The 23,403-nt window shown below is 42.8% G+C and carries 28 protein-coding genes; 25 read left to right on the top strand and 3 right to left on the bottom strand.

Translation table 11 applies throughout. From position 1 onward, the window contains the following. From HMPREF1149_RS11520 to dnaJ, 9 genes are all read left to right on the top strand, one after another. Positions 1-1,273 (top strand): SHIRT domain-containing protein (locus HMPREF1149_RS11520; RefSeq protein WP_000396764.1); only part of this gene is annotated, 1,273 nt, incomplete at its 5' end. A gap of 157 nt (positions 1,274-1,430) precedes the next feature. Next, on the top strand, positions 1,431-1,751 hold the full coding sequence (locus HMPREF1149_RS08525) for a PadR family transcriptional regulator (RefSeq protein ID WP_000423978.1): 321 nt from the start codon (positions 1,431-1,433) through the stop codon (positions 1,749-1,751). Then, positions 1,751-2,326 (top strand): DUF2812 domain-containing protein, encoded by a 576-nt coding sequence (locus tag HMPREF1149_RS11380; protein WP_000412845.1) that lies wholly within the window; start codon positions 1,751-1,753, stop codon positions 2,324-2,326. Before HMPREF1149_RS08525 ends, HMPREF1149_RS11380 begins: the two co-directional genes overlap by 1 nt. 34 nt (positions 2,327-2,360) lie before the next feature. Next, positions 2,361-2,870 (top strand): DUF2812 domain-containing protein, encoded by a 510-nt coding sequence (locus HMPREF1149_RS08515; protein WP_001086360.1) that lies wholly within the window; start codon positions 2,361-2,363, stop codon positions 2,868-2,870. A 163-nt stretch (positions 2,871-3,033) separates the two neighbouring features. Further along, a complete protein-coding gene (gene hrcA, locus HMPREF1149_RS08510; protein ID WP_000255742.1) occupies positions 3,034-4,068 on the top strand; it encodes a heat-inducible transcriptional repressor HrcA in 1,035 nt (344 codons plus the stop codon). A gap of 27 nt (positions 4,069-4,095) precedes the next feature. Next, positions 4,096-4,611 carry a nucleotide exchange factor GrpE gene (gene grpE / locus HMPREF1149_RS08505; protein WP_000046060.1) on the top strand — a complete coding sequence of 172 codons (516 nt, stop codon included), beginning with the start codon at positions 4,096-4,098 and terminating at the stop codon, positions 4,609-4,611. A 247-nt stretch (positions 4,612-4,858) separates the two neighbouring features. Next, on the top strand, positions 4,859-6,682 hold the full coding sequence (dnaK, locus tag HMPREF1149_RS08500; RefSeq protein WP_000034655.1) for a molecular chaperone DnaK: 1,824 nt from the start codon (positions 4,859-4,861) through the stop codon (positions 6,680-6,682). Between the two features lie 344 nt (positions 6,683-7,026). Further along, positions 7,027-7,659 (top strand): DJ-1/PfpI family protein, encoded by a 633-nt coding sequence (locus HMPREF1149_RS08495; protein ID WP_000756342.1) that lies wholly within the window; start codon positions 7,027-7,029, stop codon positions 7,657-7,659. Positions 7,660-7,810: 151 nt separating this feature from the next. Then, entirely contained in the window at positions 7,811-8,947 is a 1,137-nt protein-coding gene (gene dnaJ / locus HMPREF1149_RS08490) for a molecular chaperone DnaJ (RefSeq protein WP_001066316.1), read from the top strand. A gap of 77 nt (positions 8,948-9,024) precedes the next feature. Here dnaJ and HMPREF1149_RS08485 read toward each other — a convergent pair whose 3' ends face one another. From HMPREF1149_RS08485 to HMPREF1149_RS08475, 3 genes are all read right to left on the bottom strand, one after another. Further along, the gene (locus HMPREF1149_RS08485; protein ID WP_000808878.1) at positions 9,025-9,678 is read right to left on the bottom strand and encodes a hypothetical protein; all 654 of its coding nucleotides are present in this window, start codon (positions 9,676-9,678) and stop codon (positions 9,025-9,027) included. 67 nt (positions 9,679-9,745) lie between these two features. Beyond that, complete coding sequence (locus tag HMPREF1149_RS08480) at positions 9,746-10,033, bottom strand: hypothetical protein (RefSeq protein ID WP_000777738.1); 288 nt, start codon at positions 10,031-10,033, stop codon at positions 9,746-9,748. Positions 10,034-10,042: 9 nt separating this feature from the next. Then, positions 10,043-10,453, bottom strand: a complete 411-nt coding sequence (locus HMPREF1149_RS08475; protein WP_001278314.1) for an HIT family protein — start codon at positions 10,451-10,453, stop codon at positions 10,043-10,045. Positions 10,454-10,520: 67 nt separating this feature from the next. On the opposite strand from HMPREF1149_RS08475, the gene HMPREF1149_RS08470 reads away from it, so the two are divergent. From HMPREF1149_RS08470 to HMPREF1149_RS08395, 16 genes are all read left to right on the top strand, one after another. Continuing rightward, a complete protein-coding gene (locus HMPREF1149_RS08470) occupies positions 10,521-11,252 on the top strand; it encodes an ABC transporter ATP-binding protein (RefSeq protein WP_000889928.1) in 732 nt (243 codons plus the stop codon). After that, positions 11,249-12,298 (top strand): ABC transporter permease, encoded by a 1,050-nt coding sequence (locus HMPREF1149_RS08465; RefSeq protein ID WP_000653787.1) that lies wholly within the window; start codon positions 11,249-11,251, stop codon positions 12,296-12,298. The genes HMPREF1149_RS08470 and HMPREF1149_RS08465 overlap by 4 nt, the downstream gene beginning before the upstream one ends. 47 nt (positions 12,299-12,345) lie before the next feature. Continuing rightward, complete coding sequence (gene ccrZ / locus HMPREF1149_RS08460; protein WP_000363023.1) at positions 12,346-13,140, top strand: cell cycle regulator CcrZ; 795 nt, start codon at positions 12,346-12,348, stop codon at positions 13,138-13,140. Continuing rightward, positions 13,137-13,772 (top strand): tRNA (guanosine(46)-N7)-methyltransferase TrmB, encoded by a 636-nt coding sequence (gene trmB, locus HMPREF1149_RS08455; RefSeq protein ID WP_001266088.1) that lies wholly within the window; start codon positions 13,137-13,139, stop codon positions 13,770-13,772. Before ccrZ ends, trmB begins: the two co-directional genes overlap by 4 nt. Positions 13,773-13,898: 126 nt before the next feature. Further along, positions 13,899-14,378 carry a ribosome maturation factor RimP gene (rimP, locus tag HMPREF1149_RS08450; protein WP_000338696.1) on the top strand — a complete coding sequence of 160 codons (480 nt, stop codon included), beginning with the start codon at positions 13,899-13,901 and terminating at the stop codon, positions 14,376-14,378. Positions 14,379-14,420: 42 nt separating this feature from the next. Continuing rightward, complete coding sequence (nusA, locus tag HMPREF1149_RS08445; protein ID WP_000032278.1) at positions 14,421-15,557, top strand: transcription termination factor NusA; 1,137 nt, start codon at positions 14,421-14,423, stop codon at positions 15,555-15,557. 21 nt (positions 15,558-15,578) lie between these two features. Further along, positions 15,579-15,872 carry an RNase P modulator RnpM gene (rnpM, locus tag HMPREF1149_RS08440; protein WP_000857560.1) on the top strand — a complete coding sequence of 98 codons (294 nt, stop codon included), beginning with the start codon at positions 15,579-15,581 and terminating at the stop codon, positions 15,870-15,872. Next, positions 15,865-16,164 carry a YlxQ-related RNA-binding protein gene (locus HMPREF1149_RS08435; RefSeq protein ID WP_001041402.1) on the top strand — a complete coding sequence of 100 codons (300 nt, stop codon included), beginning with the start codon at positions 15,865-15,867 and terminating at the stop codon, positions 16,162-16,164. Before rnpM ends, HMPREF1149_RS08435 begins: the two co-directional genes overlap by 8 nt. A 16-nt stretch (positions 16,165-16,180) precedes the next feature. Continuing rightward, positions 16,181-18,967 carry a translation initiation factor IF-2 gene (infB, locus tag HMPREF1149_RS08430; protein ID WP_000039172.1) on the top strand — a complete coding sequence of 929 codons (2,787 nt, stop codon included), beginning with the start codon at positions 16,181-16,183 and terminating at the stop codon, positions 18,965-18,967. Positions 18,968-19,132: 165 nt separating this feature from the next. Further along, positions 19,133-19,483 carry a 30S ribosome-binding factor RbfA gene (rbfA, locus tag HMPREF1149_RS08425; protein WP_001273601.1) on the top strand — a complete coding sequence of 117 codons (351 nt, stop codon included), beginning with the start codon at positions 19,133-19,135 and terminating at the stop codon, positions 19,481-19,483. Positions 19,484-19,617: 134 nt separating this feature from the next. Continuing rightward, a complete protein-coding gene (locus HMPREF1149_RS08420; RefSeq protein ID WP_001118423.1) occupies positions 19,618-20,397 on the top strand; it encodes a hypothetical protein in 780 nt (259 codons plus the stop codon). Between the two features lies 1 nt (position 20,398). Further along, complete coding sequence (locus HMPREF1149_RS08415; RefSeq protein ID WP_000505780.1) at positions 20,399-20,581, top strand: hypothetical protein; 183 nt, start codon at positions 20,399-20,401, stop codon at positions 20,579-20,581. A gap of 261 nt (positions 20,582-20,842) precedes the next feature. Beyond that, positions 20,843-21,076, top strand: coding sequence for a DUF1858 domain-containing protein (locus HMPREF1149_RS08410; protein WP_000368739.1), 234 nt, complete (start codon positions 20,843-20,845; stop codon positions 21,074-21,076). Further along, on the top strand, positions 21,076-22,410 hold the full coding sequence (locus tag HMPREF1149_RS08405; RefSeq protein ID WP_000752870.1) for a DUF438 domain-containing protein: 1,335 nt from the start codon (positions 21,076-21,078) through the stop codon (positions 22,408-22,410). The genes HMPREF1149_RS08410 and HMPREF1149_RS08405 overlap by 1 nt, the downstream gene beginning before the upstream one ends. Positions 22,411-22,419: 9 nt before the next feature. After that, entirely contained in the window at positions 22,420-22,674 is a 255-nt protein-coding gene (locus HMPREF1149_RS08400) for a DUF1912 family protein (protein WP_000119707.1), read from the top strand. Positions 22,675-22,771: 97 nt separating this feature from the next. Further along, positions 22,772-23,167 (top strand): helix-hairpin-helix domain-containing protein, encoded by a 396-nt coding sequence (locus tag HMPREF1149_RS08395; RefSeq protein WP_000038699.1) that lies wholly within the window; start codon positions 22,772-22,774, stop codon positions 23,165-23,167. Positions 23,168-23,403: the final 236 nt, after the last annotated feature.

The following is a 23,403-nucleotide window of genomic DNA, read 5'->3' as shown; positions in this document are numbered from 1 at the left end:
CTTCAAGTCCTATGACAAAGCATCAGAAACCATCAATGGAGCAGATGCACATTTCGTAGGCACCTGGGAATTTACCCCAGCACCAACTTACAAGGCAACACATGAATTTGTCAGCGGAACCCCAGGTAAAGAACTTCCACAAGAAGTGAAAGCCTTTCTTCCAGCAGATCAAAAAGACTTGAAAGATGGCAATCAAGCGACGCCAACGCAACCAAGTCAAACAGAAGTGAAGACAGCAGAAGGTACCTGGAGCTTCAAGTCCTACGACAAGACATCGAAAACAATTAATGGATCAGATGTTAAGTTTGTAGGTACATGGGAGTTTACAGCAAGCCCAGTTCCAACAGTGACTCATAAGGCGGTTCACGAGTTTGTCAGCGGAACTCCAGGTAAAGAGCTTCCACAAGAAGTGAAAGACTTGCTTCCAGCAGACCGAACAGACTTGAAAGATGGCAGTCAAGCAACTCCAATGCAACCAAATCAAACAGAAGTGAAGACAGCAGAAGGTACCTGGAGCTTCAAGTCCTATGATAAGACATCGGAAACAATTAATGGATCAGATGTTAAGTTTGTAGGTACATGGGAATTCACCCCATCCCCAACCTATAAGGCAACTCACGAGTTTGTCAGCGGAACTCCAGGTAAAGAACTTCCACAAGAAGTGAAATCCCTGCTTCCATCAGACCAAACAGACTTGAAAGATGGCAGTCAAGCAACGCCAACGCAACCAAGTCAAACAGAAGTGAAGACAGCAGAAGGTACCTGGAGCTTCAAGTCTTATGACAAGACATCGGAAGCAATTAATGGATCAGATGTTAAGTTTGTAGGTACATGGGAATTTACAGCAACTCCAGTTCCAACAGTGACTCATAAAGCGGTTCATGAGTTTGTCAGCGGAACTCCAGGTAAAGAGCTTCCACAAGAAGTGAAATCCTTGCTTCCAGCAGACCAAACAGACTTGAAAGATGGTAGTCAAGCGACTCCAACTCAACCAAGTCAAACAGAAGTGAAGACAGCAGAAGGCACTTGGAGCTTCAAGTCCTACGACAAGGCATCAGAAACCATCAATGGAGCGGATGCCCACTTCGTCGGTACTTGGGAATTTACCCCGGCAACAAATAAAGATTCTGGAAATAATAGCAAACCAGAAGAAGGAAGTAGTCAAACTAAGGCCTTGTTACCAAACACAGGCTCAGCAGTATCTGGTCTTCTTTCAATCATTGGTCTTGCCTTTGCAAGCCTAGCAGTTTTTGTCCTTCGCAAGAAAGACTAAGATGCTCTTAGTGAATAAGAAATTGACATCTTAATTTCTTACCCTAAGAAGAGAGAACGAGAAATCGTTCTCTCTTTTTCTTGCATTTTATATCGAGCTGTGATATAGTTTATATAACGAGATGCGATATATCGAACTGAATAGGAGGTGTGAATAAATGGAATTAACAGATAAAATCAGGCGTGTTTACCTTCCCATGACTGAAACAGGTTTTTATATCTTGTTTTGTTTACAGAAGGAGAACCATGGATATGGTATCACACAAAAGGTCAAGGAGATGACAGATTCGCAAGTTTCGATTAGTCCTGGAACTATGTATGGGACCTTGTCAAAGATGGAAAAGGATGGCTTGATTTCCTTTATCCGGGAAGAGGAAAAACGTAAAATCTATCAGATCACAGACTTGGGACGAAAAGTCTTAGATATTGAATTGAAACGTATTGAACGGCTCTATAGAAATAGTCGGGAGGAAGTATGATGGAAAAGAAGGTTGTATATCGAATATCTACAATTGCAGATTATGATAAAGAGGCTTTATACCTTGGGGAAATGCATGCTAAGGGCTGGAAACTTAAGGAAGTAAGCTACTCTAACTTAGTAGTTGCGGTTAAGTATACTTTTGAAAAGTGCCAACCGGAGCAGGTGTCTTATCAGTTGGACTTTTATCCCATGAAAAAATCAGAGAGAGCCTCCTATTTACAATTATTTAAAGACTGTGGCTGGGAGCATATTACAGACTTTAATAGTTTTTCCTATTTTAGAAAAGCGCATTCTGAAATTGAATCGGATACTGAGTTTGAAATCTATAATGACGCTACAGGGAAGTTAGCTATGATCAAACGGATTTTAATAATGCGGATGCTTCCTATTTTGATTCTATTTTTAGCTCTACTACCGGTTTTCTCAAAGTTTGTCAGTGGAGCTAGCTCTTTCAGATGGGAAGTATTTTTGATTTTCATAATAGATTGGATTTTATTGATAGTTTTTGCGATTCAGATTTCTTATATTTTTTGGAAATTGAGTCAAAAGTGGAAAGAATTATCTGATAAATGAAAGAATGCCTGTTTTCTAATTTGGAGGTAAGACAATGAATAGCAAAGTACAATTTAGGATTTTCACCATTGTTGATTTGGACAAGGAAGAAGAATATTTACATGAGATGCACTTGAAAGGTTGGAGATATAGAACTAACCGTTTTGGTTTTTTCTATTTTGAACAATGCCAACCAGATGATGTCATCTATCATATCTATGATTCTAGATTTCTTAAAAAGTATAAGCATGAACTGCAAGATTTTAGAAATAGCGGTTGGGAATTGATAGAAACAGGTTTTTATTCAATTCTTCGTAAACCAACTTCTGATATACTTTCAGAGGAGAAAGTCTATATGCGTAATGCTCTTAGATGGGAAGCTATGCGGTCTAGACTTCGTTCCTGTATAGCCGCTTTCTCAGGTGGTCTTGTTGTTTGCATGAGTTTGTATCGAGAGAACTTGTCTCAGTCTTTCTTTATTATTTTCGTTTTATACACTTGCTTAATTTCTTATCTAATCTATGGTTTTTTCAGACTTAAAAGGAAATACCAGGTAGATGAGTAGCAAGGTTCTAGGTCTTCAGACTGATTTTTAGCACTCTTGGTAAAAGAGTGCTAATTTTTTGAGTTTTTATCTTGACATTCTCTTCTAAGGGTGTATAATAGAATCATGAGTTAGCACTTGGGTACATAGAGTGCTAATCGATCGGACAGAGAGGAGTGATGAGATGGTTACAGAGCGTCAGCAGGATATTTTAAATCTGATTATTGACATCTTTACCAAAACGCACGAACCTGTCGGATCCAAGGCGCTACAAGAGTCTATCAATTCTAGTAGTGCTACCATTCGTAATGACATGGCAGCTCTAGAGAAGCAGGGTTTGCTTGAGAAGGCTCATACCTCAAGCGGTCGGATGCCAAGTGTCGCGGGATTTCAGTACTATGTGAAACACTCGCTTGCTTTTGACAGACTGGCTGAAAATGAGGTATACGAGATTGTCAAAGCCTTTGATCAGGAGTTCTTCAAACTGGAGGATATTCTGCAAGAGGCTGCTAATCTATTGACAGACCTGAGCGGCTGTACGGTAGTAGCACTGGATGTTGAGCCGAGCAGACAGCGCCTGACGGCCTTCGATATTGTCGTTCTAGGACAACATACTGCTCTTGCAGTTTTCACCCTAGACGAGTCTCAAACGGTTACCAGTCAGTTTTTGATTCCAAGGAACTTCTTGCAGGAAGATTTGCTGAAACTGAAGAGCATCATTCAGGAACGTTTCCTTGGTCACACTGTTCTGGACATTCATTATAAGATTCGGACGGAGATTCCACAGATTATCCAACGTTACTTTACAACAACGGACAATGTCATGGATCTCTTTGAACACATCTTTAAAGAAATGTTCAACGAAAATATTGTGGTGTCGGGAAAAGTCAATCTCTTGAATTTTGCTAATCTAGCAGCCTATCAGTTCTTTGATCATCCACAAAAGGTGGCTCTGGAGATTCGTGAGGGTCTGCATGAAGATCAGATGCAAAATGTTCGTGTTGCGGACAGTCAGGAATCCTGTCTAGCTAACCTAGCAGTGATTAGCAGTAAATTCCTCATTCCTTATCGAGGTTTTGGAATTCTAGCGATTATCGGTCCAGTCAATCTAGATTATCAGCAATTGGTCAACCAAGTCAATGTGGTCAATCGTGTTTTGACGATGAAGTTGACAGATTTTTATCGCTACCTCAGCAGTAATCATTACGAAGTAAATTAATATTGGAATCATTAGAAGGAGGCGAAAATGGCCCAAGATAAAAAAAACGAAGAAATGAAAGAAGAGGAAGTTGTGGAAACAACTGAAGAAACAACTCCTGAGAAGTCTGAGTTGGACTTGGCAAATGAACGTGTGGATGAGTTCGAAAACAAATACCTTCGCGCTCATGCAGAAATGCAAAATATTCAACGCCGTGCCAATGAAGAACGTCAAAACTTGCAACGTTATCGTAGCCAAGATCTGGCAAAAGCAATTTTACCGTCGCTTGACAACTTAGAACGTGCACTAGCAGTTGAAGGTTTGACAGACGATGTCAAAAAAGGATTGGAGATGGTGCAAGAGAGCTTGGTACATGCTTTGAAAGAAGAAGGAATCGAAGAAATCGCAGCTGACGGTGAATTTGACCATAACTACCACATGGCCATCCAAACGCTCCCAGCAGACGATGAACACCCAGCAGACACCATCGCTCAAGTCTTCCAAAAAGGCTACAAACTCCATGACCGCATCCTACGCCCAGCCATGGTAGTAGTATATAACTAGGCTAGAGAACTTAAAAACTTGTCCGAAACGACAATAAACTATGAAGAAAGTTAAGAAATTGTTCAGCTTTGCAATAGTGAGCGAAGCGAACAAAAGACGATACTCTTCGCCGTGGCGCTATTTGCGCAAACTTTGAGACCTTAGGCTCAAAGTTTGCGCAAAGAGATTGACGAGTCAAGCTCTGACGGCGCCGCTACCTAAGAAGAGTACCAAAAAGAAAGAATATAAAATTAAAGGAGAAAAACACATGTCTAAAATTATCGGTATTGACTTAGGTACAACAAACTCAGCAGTTGCAGTTCTTGAAGGAACTGAAAGCAAAATCATCGCAAACCCAGAAGGAAACCGTACAACTCCATCTGTAGTATCGTTCAAAAACGGTGAAATCATTGTTGGTGATGCTGCAAAACGTCAAGCAGTCACAAACCCAGATACAGTTATCTCTATCAAATCTAAGATGGGAACCTCTGAAAAAGTTTCTGCAAATGGAAAAGAATACACTCCACAAGAAATCTCAGCTATGATCCTTCAATACTTGAAAGGTTATGCTGAAGACTACCTTGGTGAAAAAGTAACCAAAGCTGTTATCACAGTTCCTGCTTACTTCAACGATGCTCAACGTCAAGCAACTAAAGACGCTGGTAAAATCGCTGGTCTTGAAGTAGAACGTATTGTCAACGAGCCAACTGCAGCAGCACTCGCTTACGGTTTGGACAAGACTGACAAAGAAGAAAAAATCTTGGTATTCGACCTTGGTGGTGGTACATTCGACGTATCTATCCTTGAATTGGGAGACGGTGTCTTCGACGTATTGGCGACTGCAGGGGATAACAAACTCGGTGGTGACGACTTTGACCAAAAGATCATCGATCACATGATTGCAGAATTCAAGAAAGAAAACGGTATTGACTTGTCTACTGACAAGATGGCGATGCAACGTTTGAAAGATGCAGCTGAAAAAGCTAAGAAAGACCTTTCTGGTGTAACTTCAACTCAAATCAGCTTGCCATTTATCACTGCTGGTGAAGCTGGACCTCTTCACTTGGAAATGACTTTGACTCGTGCGAAATTTGATGATTTGACTCGTGACCTTGTAGAACGTACAAAAGTTCCGGTTCGTCAAGCGCTTTCAGATGCAGGTTTGAGCTTGTCAGAAATCGACGAAGTGATCCTTGTTGGTGGTTCAACTCGTATCCCAGCCGTTGTAGAAGCTGTTAAAGCTGAAACTGGTAAAGAACCAAACAAATCAGTAAACCCTGATGAAGTAGTTGCTATGGGTGCTGCTATCCAAGGTGGTGTGATCACTGGTGATGTGAAAGACGTTGTCCTTCTTGATGTAACGCCATTGTCACTTGGTATCGAAACAATGGGTGGAGTATTTACAAAACTTATCGATCGCAACACTACTATTCCAACATCTAAATCACAAGTCTTCTCAACTGCGGCAGACAACCAACCAGCCGTTGATATCCACGTTCTTCAAGGTGAACGCCCAATGGCAGCAGATAACAAGACTCTTGGACGCTTCCAATTGACTGATATCCCAGCTGCACCTCGTGGAATTCCTCAAATCGAAGTAACATTTGACATTGACAAGAACGGTATCGTATCTGTTAAGGCTAAAGATCTTGGAACTCAAAAAGAACAAACAATTGTTATCCAATCTAACTCTGGCTTGACTGACGAAGAAATCGACCGCATGATGAAAGATGCAGAAGCTAACGCTGAAGCAGATAAGAAACGTAAAGAAGAAGTAGACCTTCGTAACGAAGTTGACCAAGCTATCTTTGCGACTGAAAAGACAATTAAGGAAACTGAAGGCAAAGGCTTCGATGCAGAGCGTGATGCTGCTCAAGCTGCCCTTGATGACCTTAAGAAAGCGCAAGAAGACAACAACTTGGACGAAATGAAAGCAAAACTCGAAGCATTGAACGAAAAAGCTCAAGGACTTGCTGTTAAACTTTACGAACAAGCCGCTGCAGCCCAACAAGCTCAAGCAGGAGCAGAAGGCGCACAAACAACAGGAAACGCAGGCGATGACGTCGTAGACGGAGAGTTTACTGAAAAGTAAGATGCAAAGCCCGTTAAAACCTCACAGTGAAAATAGGAAATCTGACGCAGAAATTTTAGTTTCTAGGAAGATTTGTCTTTTTCACCAAGAGGTTAGGGAGTGCTCAATTCGGTAAGATGTTGAGGCGTTAAGAAAACGAAAGAAAAATAGGGAGCCATCGCCTTGTGCGATGCACAAAAGATGGCTTATCTTTTTTCCGAAGTTTTTAGCCGAAACTCAGTTAAGCCTAACTCGTTAAGAATGACGAATTACTAAGGTACTTTGTCTAAATGTAATAATGATAGGAAGAAATCCAGAGGTTGCAGCCCAGCCTCTGTTTTTCGGTAAAATAGAGGATGTTGCGTATGAAAAAAGTACTTTGTATCATTTATCCTAATTTTTCTCTTTATGAGATAACCGCTTTAACAAGTACTTTAGCTCTGTCTTTTGACGTCACGATTGATTATGTCGCTTCAGATCACTCAATGGTAGTCTCTGAGGATGGTTTGCCCTGTCAACCAACGAAAACACTGGATCAAATCCGTATAGAAGAGTATTCTTGCGTGATTTTGCCAGGGATGGTAAACATAGGACCAGCCCTACAGGATGAGAAATTGATTTCGTTCTTGAGGGACCTTGGTGAGCAAGATATCCTAATTGCAGCCATTTCTTCAGCACCTCTTTTATTAGCGAAAGCAGGTCTGTTGAAGGACACGAAATTTACAGGTGGAATTTGGCAAAACTTCTTTGACTATTTTGAATTTCTTCCTCGGGAAAATTTCAAAGCAAAAGCTGTCCTGCAAGATAAAAATATCATTACTGCTATTGGCTTTGCACATCAAGAGTTTGCAAGAAAAGTGATTCTTGGTCTAGGTTTGGCAGAAAATACTGACAACTATTTTAAAGAACAGAACGAATATTCAGAAGAGGACTTGATTTTTACTCTATCGGACAAAGAGTTTGATGAAGTGAAGCAGAGTATAGACAATACCTTCTAATGATTTACTTATAAATTATAGAAAGGAATAAGGGTGTTCGTAATTGAACTCGAGCGGAAAGCTTGGAAATTAGATAAACCTCCTAAGAAATCAGGATTTCTTATCGGTTTCCTAAATTTCAGTCGCTTTCTGTTCGCTCTTAGTATCTTGTATGAACAATACTGAATTTTATGATCGTCTGGGGGTGTCAAAAAACGCTTCGGCAGACGAGATCAAAAAGGCTTATCGTAAGCTTTCGAAAAAATACCACCCAGATATCAACAAGGAACCTGGTGCTGAGGAAAAGTACAAGGAAGTTCAAGAAGCCTATGAGACTTTGAGTGACGACCAAAAACGTGCTGCCTACGATCAATATGGTGCTGCAGGTGCCAACGGTGGCTTTGGTGGTGCTGGCGGTTTTGGCGGCTTTGACGGAGCAGGTGGCTTCGGTGGTTTTGAAGATATTTTCTCAAGTTTCTTCGGGGGAGGCGGAGCTTCACGCAATCCAAACGCTCCTCGTCAAGGGGATGACCTCCAGTATCGTGTGAACTTGACCTTTGAAGAAGCTATCTTCGGAACGGAAAAAGAAGTTAAATACAATCGTGAAGCTAGCTGTCGTACATGTAATGGATCTGGTGCTAAACCAGGAACAAGTCCAGTCACTTGTGGACGCTGTCATGGTGCTGGTGTTATTAACGTCGATACACAGACTCCGCTTGGTATGATGCGCCGCCAAGTAACCTGTGATGTCTGTCATGGTCGCGGAAAAGAAATCAAAGATCCATGTACAACTTGTCACGGAACAGGTCATGAAAAACAAGCTCATAGCGTACATGTGAAGATCCCTGCGGGTGTGGAAACAGGCCAACAAATCCGTCTAGCGGGTCAAGGTGAAGCAGGATTTAACGGTGGACCTTATGGTGACTTGTATGTAGTAGTTTCTGTGGAAGCTAGCGATAAGTTTGAACGTGAAGGAACCACTATCTTCTACAATCTGAACCTCAACTTTGTCCAAGCAGCTCTTGGTGATACTGTGGAAATTCCAACCGTGCATGGTGATGTTGAATTGGTCATCCCAGAAGGAACTCAGACTGGCAAGAAATTCCGTCTACGTGGTAAGGGAGCACCGAGCCTTCGTGGCGGTGCCGTTGGTGACCAATACGTAACCGTTAATGTTGTAACTCCGACAGGTTTGAACGACCGCCAAAAAGCAGCCCTTAAAGAGTTCGCAGCTGCAGGTGACTTGAAAGTCAATCCAAAGAAAAAAGGTTTCTTTGACCATATAAAAGATGCCTTTGAAGGAGAATAAAGTAAAAAGAGCCGATTGGCTCTTTTTGTTTTATCATTAAAAATTTAGTGTCGAAAAATCATTTTCCAGTTAGTCTACTATTTGTACTTTTGAGTGAGCAATCCAGCTGCATCCATCTCCTGAATGAGTTGCTTAAGTTCCGCTTCTTTACCAGATTTCACAGTGACAGTATCGATATGTTTGATCGCCGAATTATCTTGAATATCCACTAAGGTCAAAGCTTTTTCATAGAATGCAATTCCCTTTTTAAGACTTTCCTGATCTTTCCAATTTAGAATTGTGTAAGAAGATTTTGATTTCTTTCCTTTTTCTTGGAAATACTTCTCGCCCTCCTCCTCCAAAAATTGTATTAAACCGTGATTGAACAAGTTGTCTCCTACCTTATAGTATGAAATATCCCCTGCCTGTAGGACATAGACTTCCAGTCGGTTTTTGGTGAGTTTTGGACTTTCTTTTAGGACGGGGTGACTATTGATGACCTCGTCTGAGAAAGTAACATAAAAATCTAGGCCTCCACCCTCGTATTGATAGTGTCCATCCGATTCGACTTTCTCGGGAGGGAGGTCAAGGGAGATAAAGATTTGTTTTAAGGCTTCATTCCCCTCACGGATGTCACTCGGTGAAGCCTTGAAAAGATTGGCCACTAGTAGAAATGCCAAGGCTACAAGAAGGCAGAGGCAGCCGCAAGGGATCGCGATGACCTTCGCTAGAACTTTTACAAACTGTTTCATTTTCATTCCTCTTCTTTGTTTGGACTTGACAACCTAAAATGGATTTAAGGAAAGTTGTTGGCTCTTTTTACTTATCCTCAAGCTCCTGTGTTTCTTTTATCACAGCTAGTCTAGTTTGGAAATCCTTTTCTAAGACTTTGAACTTGTAGGTCAAATCTTTTTGGTATTCCTTGATAAGGGCTTTTTGTTGGTCAATGATTTGTAGGCTGTTTTGGATGATATCCAAATCATCCTTGATAGCTTCGACACGGTCAGTTGTATCTAGCACTTCATCCTGAATGGCTTGGCGATTTTTCACGACAAAATAACTTCCAGCTGCAGCTCCTGCGAATAGCAATAGATTGGATAGTTTCATGGCAACTCCTTAAGCGTTTTTAATGGTTCCAGCGACTTGGGCAAGTTTGTCAAAGTCTGGTTCGTGGGCGATAAAGTCAATCTTGAGGTCATCTTCAGCACCGTAGCGAGGTACGAGGTGCACGTGGGTATGAAAGACTGTTTGACCAGCAACTTCCTCACAGTTAGCGATGATATTCATGCCGACGGCCTTGGTAGCCTTCATGACTTTTTGAGCCACTGTTGGCACTTGGGCAAAGAGCTGGCTGGCGCTGGCAGCATCCATCTCCAAAAGATTGCGGTAGTGTTCTTTTGGCACGACCAAGGTGTGTCCAGGCGTTACTTGAGAGATATCAAGAAAGGCAAGAACCTGCTCATCCTCGTATACTTTTGAAGCAGGAATCTCCCCTGCGATGATCTTACAAAAAATGCAATCTGACATAAAATCCACCTCTACTGTATTGAATTTTGATATAATATAGCTACATTATACCAGATTCGGAGAAAATATGTTAGAAATTAAAAACCTGACAGGAGGCTATGTTCACGTTCCTGTCTTGAAAGATGTGTCCTTTACCGTTGAAAGTGGGCAGTTAGTCGGTTTGATTGGTCTCAACGGTGCTGGAAAATCAACGACAATCAATGAGATTATTGGTCTGTTGATCCCTTACAGTGGGGAAATCAAGATTAATGGTCTCACCCTGCGAGAAGATGCGACCAACTATCGCAAGCAGATTGGGTATATCCCAGAAACGCCTAGTCTGTATGAGGAATTGACCCTCAGAGAGCATATCGAGACGGTTGCCATGGCTTATGGTATTGAGCAAAATATAGCTTTTGATCGAGTAGAACCTTTGTTGAAAATGTTTCGTTTGGATCAAAAATTAGACTGGTTTCCAGTGCATTTCTCCAAAGGGATGAAGCAGAAGGTCATGATTATCTGTGCATTTGTGGTAGATCCGAGTCTTTTCATCGTTGATGAGCCTTTTCTTGGCCTCGATCCGCTGGCCATTTCTGACTTGATTCAGCTTCTAGAAGTGGAAAAGCAAAAAGGCAAGTCCATTCTCATGAGTACCCACGTGCTAGACTCAGCAGAAAAGATGTGTGATGCCTTTGTCATTCTCCACAAGGGAGAGGTGCGGGCTCAGGGGAACCTCCAGCAACTCCGCGAGGTCTTTGACATGCCTGAAGCGAGTTTGAATGATATTTACTTGGCTCTGACCAAAGAGGAGGAGCTATGAAAGACTTGTTTTTAAAGCGAAAGCAGGCTTTTCGTAAGGAGTGTGTCGGTTATCTGCGTTATGTTCTAAATGACCATTTTGTCTTGTTCCTGTTAGTTCTCATCGGTTTTCTAGCTTACCAGTATAGTCAACTCTTGCAAGATTTTCCTGAAAATCATTGGCCTATTCTCTTGTTTTTAGTAATAGTATCTACCTTGCTTTTGGCTTGGGGAGGAATCGCGACCTATATGGAGGCACCTGACAAGCTCTTTCTCTTAGTCAGTGAAGAGGAGGTTAAGTCTCACCTCAAAGGGCAGACGATGCGCTCACTGGTCGTTTGGCTCTTTGTCCAAACACTTTTCTTGCTTTTATTTGCGCCCTTATTTTTAGCCATGGGTTATGGCTTGCCAGTCTTTCTCATCTATGTGCTTTTACTGGGAGCTGGGAAATACCTGGTCTTTCGTCAAAAATCCAATAAATTTTTTACTGAGAACGGAATTGACTGGGACTATGTGATCGCCCAAGAGAGCAAGCGCAAGCAAGTTTTGCTTCGTTTCTTTGCTCTCTTTACTCAGGTCAAGGGCGTTTCAAATAGTGTCAAACGTCGCGCTTATCTAGATTTCATCCTAAAGACTGTTCAAAAGGTGCCTGGGAAGATTTGGCAAAATCTCTATCTCCGCTCTTATCTGCGAAATGGAGACCTCTTTGCCCTCAGTCTCCGCCTCCTCTTCCTATCCTTGTTAGCTGTGATCTTTATTGAGCAAGCTTGGATCGCGACAGCAGTAGTAGTTTTATTTAACTATCTCCTGCTCTTTCAGTTACTGGCCCTCTATCATGCCTTTGACTACCAGTACTTGACTCAGCTCTTTCCACTAGAAAAAGGGGAGAAAGAGAAGGGATTGAAACAGATTGTAGTCGGTGTGGGAAGTGCAGTTCTTTTGTTAGAATTGCTGGTCGGAGCAGTGGTTTTTCAAGGGAAAATAGCCTTGTTGGCTCTTGTAGGGGCTAGTCTCTTCCTACAATTGTTTTATTTACCTTACCAACTAAAAAGATTGGTTGACGAATAGACCAAAAACTAGTAGAATAGTAAGGAAACTTTATACGGAGGAAAGAAATGGACTTGGGTGATAATGAGCTAACGCTGACCCCTATCCCTGGGAAGAGCGGCAAAGCTTATATGGGAAGCTACCCTGATGGGAAGCGCGTCTTTGTAAAAATGAACACCTCTCCAATCCTACCTGGCCTGGCCAGAGAACAAATCGCTCCTCAATTACTATGGACTCGTCGTTTGCCAGATGGCAGTGATATGTGTGCTCAGGAATGGCTGACGGGCAAAATCTTGACCCCTTACGACATGAATCGCAAGCAGATTATCAATATCTTGAACCGTCTCCACCGCTCGCGTCCTTTGATGAAGCAGTTGAGCCGTTTGGGATATACCATGGAAACACCAGTTGATTTATTGCGTTCTTGGCAACATGGAGTTCCAGAAATCTTGAAACAGAACCACTATTTGAACAGTGTGATTGCGGAGCTAGGTAAGACGGCTCCAGGTTTTAGGGAAGACCATGCAACGATTGTGCACGGGGATCTTCGTCATAGTAATTGGATTGAGACAGAGAGTGGACTCGTTTATCTAGTGGATTGGGATTCGGTTCGTCTGACGGATCGTATGTTTGATGTGGCGCATTTGCTATGCCACTACATTCCAGATCATCAGTGGCGTCAATGGTTGAGAGACTACGGCTATAAGTACAATCAGACAGTGTTAGATAAATTGTATTGGTATGGTCAGTATTCTTACTTGAACCAGATTGCCAAATACTGTGAAAATCAAGATTTAGACAATGTAAACCGGGAGATTTATGCCTTGCGCGTCTTCCGTGACAAGTATGGAAAGAAGAGATGAGAGTTAGAAATCGTAAAGGGGCGACAGAATTACTAGAGGCCAATCCTCAGTATGTAGTCCTCAATCCCTTGGAAGCTAAAGGGAAATGGCGAGACTTGTTTGGAAATGATCATCCTATTCATGTTGAAGTTGGAAGTGGGAAAGGGGCCTTCGTATCAGGAATGGCCAAGCAAAATCCTGACATCAACTACATCGGGATTGACATCCAAAAGTCGGTATTAAGTTATGCCTTGGATAAGGTATTAGAAGTTGGAGTGCCCAATATCAAGTTGCTGTGGGTAGATGGTTCAGATCTGACCGACTACTTTGAAGACGGTGAGATTGATCGTCTCTACCTAAACTTTTCAGATCCCTGGCCTAAAAAACGCCATGAAAAGCGTCGTTTGACTTACAAGAGTTTCTTGGATACCTTCAAGCGCATCTTGCCTGAGAATGGGGAAATCCATTTCAAGACAGACAATCGTGGCTTATTTGAGTATAGTCTAGTGAGCTTTTCTCAGTATGGGATGAAACTCAATGGTGTTTGGCTGGACTTGCATGCCAGTGATTTTGAAGGCAATGTCATGACAGAATATGAGCAAAAATTCTCCAGCAAAGGTCAAGTGATCTATCGAGTTGAAGCAGAATTTTAAGAAATAGCTTGAAAACCAGCTGTTTGAGTGCTAATGCTTTACATAAATTGACAAACGTGCTATACTGATAGTAAGAATATGAGAAAGAGAGGCGGGGAAATATCTTCGCCTCTTGCTTATGAGGAGGTGGACGCAATCGCAACAATCGTAGAATTAGTCAGAGAAGTTGTAGAACCTGTCATCCAAGCACCTTTCGAGCTCGTGGATATCGAGTATGGAAAGATTGGCAGTGACATGATTCTCAGTATTTTTGTAGATAAACCCGAAGGAATTACCTTGAACGACACGGCAGACTTGACAGAAATCATCAGTCCTGTCTTAGATACCATCAAGCCCGATCCCTTCCCAGAACAATATTTCCTAGAAATCACCAGTCCAGGCTTGGAACGTCCTTTGAAAACCAAGGATGCTGTCGCTGGAGCTGTTGGGAAATACATCCATGTCGGGCTCTACCAAGCCATTGATAAGCAAAAAGTCTTTGAAGGCACCTTGGTATCCTTTGAAGGGGATGAGTTGACTATGGAGTATATGGACAAGACACGTAAGAAAACCGTTCAAATTCCATACAGTTTAGTATCAAAAGCACGTTTAGCAGTAAAACTATAGAAAAGAAAGGATAGCTTTTGAGGATTCAAAAGTAAAAAGAACATGAGTAAAGAAATGCTAGAGGCCTTCCGCATTTTGGAAGAAGACAAGGGAATCAAAAAAGAAGACATCATCGACGCAGTAGTAGAGTCGCTTCGTTCCGCTTATCGCAGACGCTATGGTCAATCTGACAGCGTAGCTATTGACTTCAACGAAAAAACAGGTGACTTTACAGTTTATACTGTCCGTGAAGTTGTTGATGAAGTATTTGATAGCCGTTTGGAAATTAGCTTGAAAGATGCCCTTGCCATTAATTCAGCCTATGAGCTTGGTGACAAAATCAAGTTTGAAGAAGCACCAGCTGAGTTTGGTCGTGTAGCAGCCCAATCTGCTAAACAAACCATCATGGAAAAAATGCGCAAGCAAACACGTGCCATCACCTATAATACTTACAAGGAACATGAACAAGAAATCATGTCTGGTACGGTAGAACGTTTTGACAACCGCTTTATTTACGTCAACCTTGGCAGCATCGAAGCCCAATTGTCAAAACAAGACCAAATCCCTGGAGAAGTTTTTGCTTCCCACGACCGTATTGAGGTTTACGTTTATAAAGTTGAAGACAACCCTCGTGGTGTCAACGTCTTTGTTAGCCGTAGTCATCCAGAAATGATCAAACGCTTGATGGAGCAAGAAATTCCAGAAGTGTATGATGGAACTGTTGAAATCATGAGCGTAGCCCGCGAAGCTGGTGACCGTACGAAAGTTGCCGTTCGTAGCCACAATCCAAACGTGGACGCTATCGGGACAATCGTTGGACGTGGTGGTGCTAATATCAAGAAAATCACCAGCAAATTCCACCCAGCTCGCTACGATGCCAAGAGTGATCGTATGATTCCTGTCGAAGAAAACATCGACGTTATCGAGTGGGTAGCAGATCCAGCTGAATTTATCTACAATGCCATCGCACCTGCAGAGGTTGACCAAGTTATCTTTGATGAAAATGACAGCAAACGTGCCTTGGTCGTTGTACCTGATAACAAACTTTCTCTTGCTATCGGTCGTCGTGGACAAAACGTTCGCTTGGCGGCTCACTTGACAGGTTACCGTATCGATATCAAGTCTGCAAGCGAATTTGAAGCTATGGAAGAAGCAGGTCAAGTGGATTATGCAGCTGCGGACGAATTGACGGAAGAATAAAAGCTGCTAGAGGAGGGAAAGATGAAAACAAGAAAAATCCCTTTGCGCAAGTCTGTTGTATCCAATGAAGTGATTGATAAGCGTGATTTGCTCCGCATTGTCAAGAACAAAGAAGGACAGGTTTTTATCGATCCGACAGGCAAGGCCAATGGCCGTGGCGCTTATATCAAGCTAGACAATGCAGAAGCCCTAGAGGCAAAAAAGAAGAAAGTCTTTAACCGCAGCTTTAACATGGAAGTGGAAGAAAGCTTTTATGACGAGTTGATCGCCTATGTTGATCACAAAGTGAAAAGAAGAGAGTTAGGACTTGAATAAGCAAAAGATAAGTAATCTCTTGGGACTTGCTCAACGAGCAGGCCGGATCATATCAGGTGAGGAATTGGTGGTCAAGTCCATCCAAGATCAGAAAGCCAAGCTAGTCTTTCTAGCCCATGATGCTGGTCCTAATCTGACCAAGAAGATTCAAGATAAAAGTGACTATTATCAAGTAGAAGTTATAACCGTGTTTTCAACACTGGAATTAAGCATAGCAGTCGGGAAACCGAGAAAGGTTTTGGCTGTGACAGATGCTGGATTTACAAAGAAAATGAGGTCTCTTATGGAATAGAAGAGGAGGACATGATTTGTCTAAGAAAAGATTGTACGAAATCGCAAAAGAACTTGGAAAAGAAAGTAAAGAAGTTGTAGCGCGTGCAAAAGAGTTGGGCTTGGATGTGAAAAGCCACTCATCGAGCGTGGAAGCTGCTGCTGCTGAGCAAATCGCGGCTAGCTTTAAACCTGCACCTGCTCCTAAGGCAGAAGCAAAACCTGCAGCACCAAAAGTAAGTGTAGAAAAGAAAGTTGAAAAGCCTGTATCAGATAAACCAGTTGTCGCTAAGGAAGAAAGTAAACCAGCTACACCTGCAGCTCCTAAGGAAGAAAAAGTAGTGGCCGCAAGACCACAGAGTCGAAACTTCAAGGCGGAGCGTGAGGCGCGTGCCAAAGAGCAGGCAGAACGACGCAAACAAAACAAGGGCAACAACCGTGACCAACAACAAAACGGAAACCGTCAGAAAAATGACGGCCGTAATGGTGGTAAACCTGGTCAAGGGAACCGCGACAATCGCCGATTCAACGACCAAGGGAAAAAATCACAAGGTCAAGGGAATCGTGGCAATGATCGCCGTCAGCAACAAGACTTCCAGCCAAAACAAGCTGGACCACGTGTTGACTTTAAAGCCCGTGCAGCAGCCCTAAAAGCAGAGCAAAATGCAGAGTACGCACGCTCAAGCGAGGAGCGCTTCAAACAATCGCAAGCAGCCAAAGAAGCCTTGGCTCAAGCTAACAAACGCAAGGAGCCAGAGGAAATCTTTGAGGAAGCTGCTAAGCTAGCTGAACAAACGCAACCAGCCGTAACAGTAGCTCCTGTAGCGAAAGAAGCGCCAGTGGATACACGTCGTAAAAAACAAGCTCGACCAGACAAAGAACGTGACGATTATGATCACGAAGAAGATGGTCCTAGAAAACAACAAAAGAATCGAAGTAGTCAGAATCAAGTGAGAAATCAAAGAAATAGTAACTGGAATAACAACAAGAAAAATAAAAAAGGGAACAAGCAAAACAACCGTAACCAGGCTCCAAAACCTGTTACAGAGCGTAAGTTCCACGAATTGCCAACAGAATTTGAGTATACAGATGGTATGACTGTTGCGGAAATCGCAAAACGGATCAAACGTGAACCAGCTGAAATCGTTAAGAAACTCTTTATGATGGGTGTGATGGCCACACAAAACCAATCCTTAGATGGAGAAACCATCGAACTCCTCATGGTGGATTACGGTATCGAAGCCAAACAAAAGGTTGAAGTGGATAATGCCGACATCGAACGTTTCTTTGTCGAAGATGGCTATCTTAATGAAGATGAATTGGTTGAGCGTCCACCAGTTGTAACCATCATGGGACACGTTGACCATGGTAAAACAACCCTCTTGGATACCCTTCGTAACTCTCGTGTTGCGACAGGTGAAGCAGGTGGTATCACGCAGCATATCGGTGCCTACCAAATCGTGGAAAATGGCAAGAAGATTACCTTCCTTGATACACCAGGACACGCGGCCTTTACCTCTATGCGTGCGCGTGGTGCATCTGTTACCGATATTACTATCTTGGTTGTAGCGGCCGACGACGGGGTTATGCCTCAGACTATCGAAGCCATCAACCACTCAAAAGCGGCAAACGTTCCAATTATCGTGGCTATCAACAAGATTGATAAACCAGGTGCCAACCCAGAACGCGTTATCGGTGAATTGGCAGAGCATGGTGTTATGTCAACAGCTTGGGGTGGTGATTCTGAATTTGTTGAAATCTCAGCTAAATTCAACCAAAACATCGATGAACTCTTAGAAACGGTCCTACTTGTGGCTGAAATCCAAGAACTCAAAGCAGACCCAACAGTGCGTGCGATCGGTACGGTTATCGAAGCGCGCTTGGATAAAGGAAAAGGTGCGGTCGCAACCCTTCTTGTCCAACAAGGTACCTTGAATGTTCAAGACCCAATCGTTGTCGGAAATACCTTCGGTCGTGTCCGTGCTATGACCAATGACCTTGGTCGTCGTGTCAAGGTTGCAGGCCCATCAACACCAGTTTCTATTACAGGTTTGAACGAAGCGCCAATGGCGGGTGACCACTTTGCCGTTTACGAAGATGAAAAATCTGCGCGTGCAGCCGGTGAAGAACGTGCCAAACGTGCTCTTATGAAGCAACGTCAAGCTACTCAACGTGTCAGCCTTGAAAACCTCTTTGATACGCTTAAAGCTGGTGAGCTTAAGTCAGTTAATGTTATCATCAAGGCCGACGTACAAGGTTCTGTTGAAGCCCTTTCTGCCTCACTTCAAAAGATCGATGTAGAAGGTGTCAAAGTTACCATTGTCCACTCGGCAGTCGGTGCTATCAACGAATCTGACGTGACTCTTGCGGAAGCTTCAAATGCCTTTATCGTTGGTTTCAACGTACGCCCTACACCACAAGCGCGTCAACAAGCGGAAGCTGACGATGTAGAAATCCGTCTCCACAGCATTATCTATAAGGTTATCGAAGAGATGGAAGAAGCCATGAAAGGGATGCTTGACCCAGAATTCGAAGAAAAAGTTATCGGTGAAGCAGTTATCCGTGAAACCTTCAAGGTATCTAAAGTGGGAACCATTGGTGGATTCATGGTTATCAACGGTAAGGTTACCCGTGACTCGAAAGTCCGTGTTATCCGTGACGGTGTCGTTATCTATGATGGCGAACTCGCAAGCTTGAAACACTACAAAGACGACGTGAAAGAAGTTACAAACGGTCGTGAAGGTGGATTGATGATTGATGGCTACAATGATATCAAGACTGATGATGTGATTGAGGCCTATGTCATGGAAGAAATCAAACGATAATAGAGAAACGATAGCTCATTTGACTCGTTGTCAACAGCGCCTTGATGAACTTTAGTTCTATCAAAGGCTTGTTTCCTAGATTCAAATGGCTCTAGTTCCTCTATCTATTAAAAATAGCTAGGTCTGCTGGCCTAGCTTTTGGGTCAAAGTAGAGAAAGGAATATCATGGCAAATCATTTCCGTACGGATCGTGTGGGCATGGAAATCAAGCGTGAAGTCAACGAGATTTTGCAAAAGAAGGTCCGTGATCCGCGTGTCCAAGGTGTGACCATTACAGATGTTCAGATGCTGGGTGACTTGTCTGTTGCCAAGGTTTACTACACCATTTTGAGTAACCTTGCTTCGGATAACCAAAAAGCTCAAATCGGGCTTGAAAAAGCAACTGGTACGATCAAACGTGAACTTGGTCGCAATTTGAAATTGTACAAAATCCCAGATTTAACCTTCGTCAAAGATGAGTCCATTGAATATGGAAACAAGATTGACGAGATGCTACGCAATCTGGATAAGAACTAAGAAAGAGGGGGAACCCTCTTTTTTGTTGCCAGAGTACGATAATTGCTATCTGATAAAAATCGGTTTAAAAAATTTGTAAATTTCACATAGTATGATATGATAAAGCATGATATAAATGAAAAACGGAGAAACATATGGCTAAACAAGATATAGCTATGCAAGTACTACAACAAGTGGTGAAACTTCCCGTAGTCAAAGTTGATCGAGAGAAATTTTTGGTGGAAAAGTTTTCCAAGGAATTAGATCGCAAGGACATTGCTACCTTATTAGAACAAGGGCCGACTTCTTTGTTACCTCAGGAAAGCTTAGATCGAGTGGCAAAGACCTGTATTAAGGACAATGTCTTACTGGCTAGTGGAACTTCGGTATTAGCAGGTCTACCTGGAGGCCTTGCCATGGCAATTACCATTCCAACAGATGTAGCCCAGTTTTACGCTTTCTCATTAAAACTAGCTCAGGAACTAGGCTATATTTACGGATTTGATGATCTTTGGGCATCGCGCAATGAGTTAAGCGAGGAAGCCAAAAATACACTCCTACTGTATCTCGGTGTGATGCTGGGAGTAAATGGTGCAGGTGCTCTGCTTCGATCAGGTGGTGTGACAGTAGCCAAGCAAGTCATGAAAGTAGTAAACAAGAAAGCCTTGACAAAGACCCTTTGGTATCCTATTTTAGAGAAAATTTTGAAAATTTTTGGTGTCAATCTGACAAAAGGAGGCCTAGCCAAAGGGATGGGGAAAGTGATCCCTATCCTAGGTGGAGTCATTTCTGGGGGCTTAACCTTTGCGACCATGAAACCGATGGGAGAAAGATTGCAACAGGAATTGTCCAAGCTAGTCAACTACAATGAAGTGCAATATCAAAGAGACGTTGATACTATCCGAAAAGAGGTCGAAATCATCGAAGGAGAGTAATATGGGATTCATTAAAATTCTAGCCAAGACATACGGGAATTACTTTTTTGTGATGCAAAGCATCAAAGTTCTGAAGAACATGAAAAAAGACGACAATGCTCTAGTAGGTTTCGGGAAAGTACTGCTTGCTGACAAGCTGATGGATGTCGCCCAGTGGCTCGCAAAACCAGGTGATAAGGAATAACTTGAAATGAAAGAAACTAGCAGGAACTCCGCTGCTAGTTTTTTAATCTCTTTCTATATGGTATAATATAAGCAGTAAAATCATTTTATACTCTTCGAAAATCTCTTCAAACCACGTCAGCTTCACCTTGCCGTAGGTATGGTTACTGACTTCGTCAGTTCTATCCACAACCTCAAAACACTGTTTTGAGCAACCTGCGGCTAGCTTCCTAGTTTGCTCTTTGATTTTCATTGAGTATTAGAACATACAATGGAGGTCGTCATGGACAATATCATCGATGTGTCAATACCCGTTGCAGAAGTGGTAGACAAGCACCCAGAAGTTTTGGAAATCCTAGTGGAGCTGGGTTTTAAACCACTTGCTAATCCCTTGATGCGCAACACAGTTGGTCGCAAAGTATCGCTTAAGCAGGGTTCTAAACTTGAAGGAACTCCTATGGACAAGATTGTCCGCACGTTGGAAGCGAACGGCTATGAAGTGATTGGATTAGACTAATGGCAGATGAACGGATTCATATCCTACGGGATATTTTGTTAGAATTGCACAACGGCGCCTCTCCCGAGTCAGTTCAGGAGCGTTTTGATGCGACTTTTACGGGTGTTTCAGCCATTGAGATTTCCCTCATGGAGCACGAGCTGATGAACTCAGACTCAGGTGTCACCTTTGAAGATGTCATGGAGCTCTGTGATGTCCATGCCAATCTTTTTAAAAACGCTGTTAAGGGCGTCGAAGTAGAGGACACCGAACACCCTGGCCATCCAGTTCGGGTCTTCAAGGATGAAAATCTGGCTCTCCGTGCAGCTTTGATTCGCATTCGGAGATTGTTAGATACCTATGAGTCTATGGAAGACGAGGAAATGCTTGCGGAGATGCGCAAGGGTTTGGTTCGTCAAATGGGGCTTTTGGGGCAATTTGATGTCCACTACCAGCGTAAGGAAGAGCTCTTTTTTTCCATCATGGAGCGCTATGGTCACGATTCACCTCCAAAAGTCATGTGGGGAGTGGATGATCAGATCAGAGAACTCTTTCAAACAGCTCTAGAGACGGCTAAGGCACTACCAGAAGTGGCGATTTCCACTGTAAAGGAAACTTTCGAAGCCTTTGCGACAGAGTTTGAAAGTATGATTTTCAAGGAAGAGTCTATCCTCCTCATGATTCTCCTTGAGTCTTTCACCCAGGATGACTGGATTCAGATTGCGGAGGAGAGCGATGCCTATGGCTATGCCATCATCCGTCCGTCTGAGAAATGGGTGCCTGAGCGCCAGAGTTTCGTTGAGGAAAAGAGTGCAGAGGATCCCGTGCAACTAAACACGGCTGAAGGTCAAGTTCAGCAAGTTATCGATACACCAGAAGGTCAGTTTACCATTACCTTTACCCCTAAGGAAAAGGAAGCGGTGCTAGACCGTCATAGTCAACAGGCTTTTGGCAATGGCTATCTCTCAGTAGAGCAGGCCAACCTCATCCTCAATCACCTCCCCATGGAGATTACCTTTGTCAATAAAGACGATATTTTCCAGTATTACAATGACAATGCGCCAGCTGATGAGATGATTTTCAAACGGACGCCATCCCAAGTCGGGCGCAATGTTGAACTCTGCCATCCGCCTAAGTACCTAGACAAGGTAAAGGCCGTTATGAAAGGTCTTCGTGAAGGGGTCAAGGACAAGTATGAAATGTGGTTCAAGTCGGAGTCGCGAGGCAAGTTTGTTCACATCACCTATGCTGCGGTACACGATGAAAACGGGGAATTCCAAGGAGTGTTAGAGTATGTTCAGGATATCCAGCCCTACCGAGAGATTGATACGGACTACTTCCGTGGATTAGAATAAGGAGAATCAATGAGTTACGAACAGGAATTTATGAAGGAATTTGAAGCTTGGGTCAATACCCAGATCATGATCAACGACATGGCGCACAAGGAAAGTCAAAAGGTCTACGAAGAAGACCAAGACGAGCGGGCCAAAGATGCCATGATTCGCTACGAAAGCCGCTTGGATGCTTATCAGTTTTTGCTTGGTAAGTTTGAAAATTTCAAAGCAGGCAAGGGATTTCATGATTTGCCAGAAGGCTTGTTTGGTGAGCGAAACTATTAAAATTCAGATACTTTCTTGATTTTTTCCCAAAATCTTGATAGAATATCTTTATTAAATCCTTGTCAGAGCAGGGATTTTTTATTGAAAGGATTTTATCATGTCAAAGAAACTCCAACGTAAAAAACAATTGCGAAATAGCCTTCGTCGTTCAGGTGCATTTTCAAGTACGGTGACCAAGGTTGTCGAAGAGACCAAGAAAGTCGTGAAACACGCAGAAAAATCTGCCAGCGAAGCAGGAAAAGTTGTCTCTAAAAAAGTGGAACAAGCAGTAGAAGCGACTAAGGAACAAGCTCAAAAAGTAGCCAATTCTGTAGAAGATTTCGCAGCGACTTTGGGTGGCCTCTCAGTAGATCGTGCTAAGACTTTCTATGATGAAGGCATCAAATCAGCTGCTGACTTTAAAAACTGGACTGAAAAAGAACTCCTTGCCTTGAAGGGAATTGGTCCAGCTACCATTAAGAAATTAAAAGAGCACGGAATCAGCTTTAAGTAATCATTCTTGAGTCTTGCATTTCCGAGAAAAACTTGCTACAATAGAGCCATTAGAGGTGTTTTGGATCCCACATTTTACAGAAAGTGGCGGTGCTGAGAAGTCCACAAATGTGTCAAAACTGGTTGCTGATGGATAAAAATGAAATAAAAGTGTCTTTTTGTTTTAAAGACGAGAGTTGCGGGCTTTGCCCGAAATTGGGTGGTACCGCGGATAAGCACATTCGTCCCTGTCATGGA

Origin of the sequence: Streptococcus sp. BS35b, assembly GCF_000286475.1 — a bacterium.
Taxonomy (GTDB): Bacteria; Bacillota; Bacilli; order Lactobacillales; family Streptococcaceae; genus Streptococcus; species Streptococcus oralis_W.
Note: the sequence above shows the minus strand (reverse complement) of the source record. Positions and strands in the feature narration are given on the sequence as shown.

Coding starts and splice junctions, on each gene's coding strand:
- HMPREF1149_RS08495 (WP_000756342.1), top strand. CDS start 7,027: ATGAAAAAAGTACTTTGTATCATTTATCCTAATTTTTCTCTTTATGAG.
- HMPREF1149_RS08415 (WP_000505780.1), top strand. CDS start 20,399: ATGGGATTCATTAAAATTCTAGCCAAGACATACGGGAATTACTTTTTT.
- HMPREF1149_RS08470 (WP_000889928.1), top strand. CDS start 10,521: ATGTTAGAAATTAAAAACCTGACAGGAGGCTATGTTCACGTTCCTGTC.
- HMPREF1149_RS08420 (WP_001118423.1), top strand. CDS start 19,618: ATGGCTAAACAAGATATAGCTATGCAAGTACTACAACAAGTGGTGAAA.
- HMPREF1149_RS08475 (WP_001278314.1), bottom strand. CDS start 10,453: ATGTCAGATTGCATTTTTTGTAAGATCATCGCAGGGGAGATTCCTGCT.
- HMPREF1149_RS11380 (WP_000412845.1), top strand. CDS start 1,751: ATGGAAAAGAAGGTTGTATATCGAATATCTACAATTGCAGATTATGAT.
- dnaK (WP_000034655.1), top strand. CDS start 4,859: ATGTCTAAAATTATCGGTATTGACTTAGGTACAACAAACTCAGCAGTT.
- HMPREF1149_RS08400 (WP_000119707.1), top strand. CDS start 22,420: ATGAGTTACGAACAGGAATTTATGAAGGAATTTGAAGCTTGGGTCAAT.
- HMPREF1149_RS08395 (WP_000038699.1), top strand. CDS start 22,772: ATGTCAAAGAAACTCCAACGTAAAAAACAATTGCGAAATAGCCTTCGT.
- rbfA (WP_001273601.1), top strand. CDS start 19,133: ATGGCAAATCATTTCCGTACGGATCGTGTGGGCATGGAAATCAAGCGT.
- HMPREF1149_RS08515 (WP_001086360.1), top strand. CDS start 2,361: ATGAATAGCAAAGTACAATTTAGGATTTTCACCATTGTTGATTTGGAC.
- trmB (WP_001266088.1), top strand. CDS start 13,137: ATGAGAGTTAGAAATCGTAAAGGGGCGACAGAATTACTAGAGGCCAAT.
- hrcA (WP_000255742.1), top strand. CDS start 3,034: ATGGTTACAGAGCGTCAGCAGGATATTTTAAATCTGATTATTGACATC.
- HMPREF1149_RS08410 (WP_000368739.1), top strand. CDS start 20,843: ATGGACAATATCATCGATGTGTCAATACCCGTTGCAGAAGTGGTAGAC.
- HMPREF1149_RS08405 (WP_000752870.1), top strand. CDS start 21,076: ATGGCAGATGAACGGATTCATATCCTACGGGATATTTTGTTAGAATTG.
- rnpM (WP_000857560.1), top strand. CDS start 15,579: ATGAAAACAAGAAAAATCCCTTTGCGCAAGTCTGTTGTATCCAATGAA.
- nusA (WP_000032278.1), top strand. CDS start 14,421: ATGAGTAAAGAAATGCTAGAGGCCTTCCGCATTTTGGAAGAAGACAAG.
- dnaJ (WP_001066316.1), top strand. CDS start 7,811: ATGAACAATACTGAATTTTATGATCGTCTGGGGGTGTCAAAAAACGCT.
- grpE (WP_000046060.1), top strand. CDS start 4,096: ATGGCCCAAGATAAAAAAAACGAAGAAATGAAAGAAGAGGAAGTTGTG.
- ccrZ (WP_000363023.1), top strand. CDS start 12,346: ATGGACTTGGGTGATAATGAGCTAACGCTGACCCCTATCCCTGGGAAG.
- HMPREF1149_RS08480 (WP_000777738.1), bottom strand. CDS start 10,033: ATGAAACTATCCAATCTATTGCTATTCGCAGGAGCTGCAGCTGGAAGT.
- HMPREF1149_RS08485 (WP_000808878.1), bottom strand. CDS start 9,678: ATGAAACAGTTTGTAAAAGTTCTAGCGAAGGTCATCGCGATCCCTTGC.
- HMPREF1149_RS08465 (WP_000653787.1), top strand. CDS start 11,249: ATGAAAGACTTGTTTTTAAAGCGAAAGCAGGCTTTTCGTAAGGAGTGT.
- HMPREF1149_RS08525 (WP_000423978.1), top strand. CDS start 1,431: ATGGAATTAACAGATAAAATCAGGCGTGTTTACCTTCCCATGACTGAA.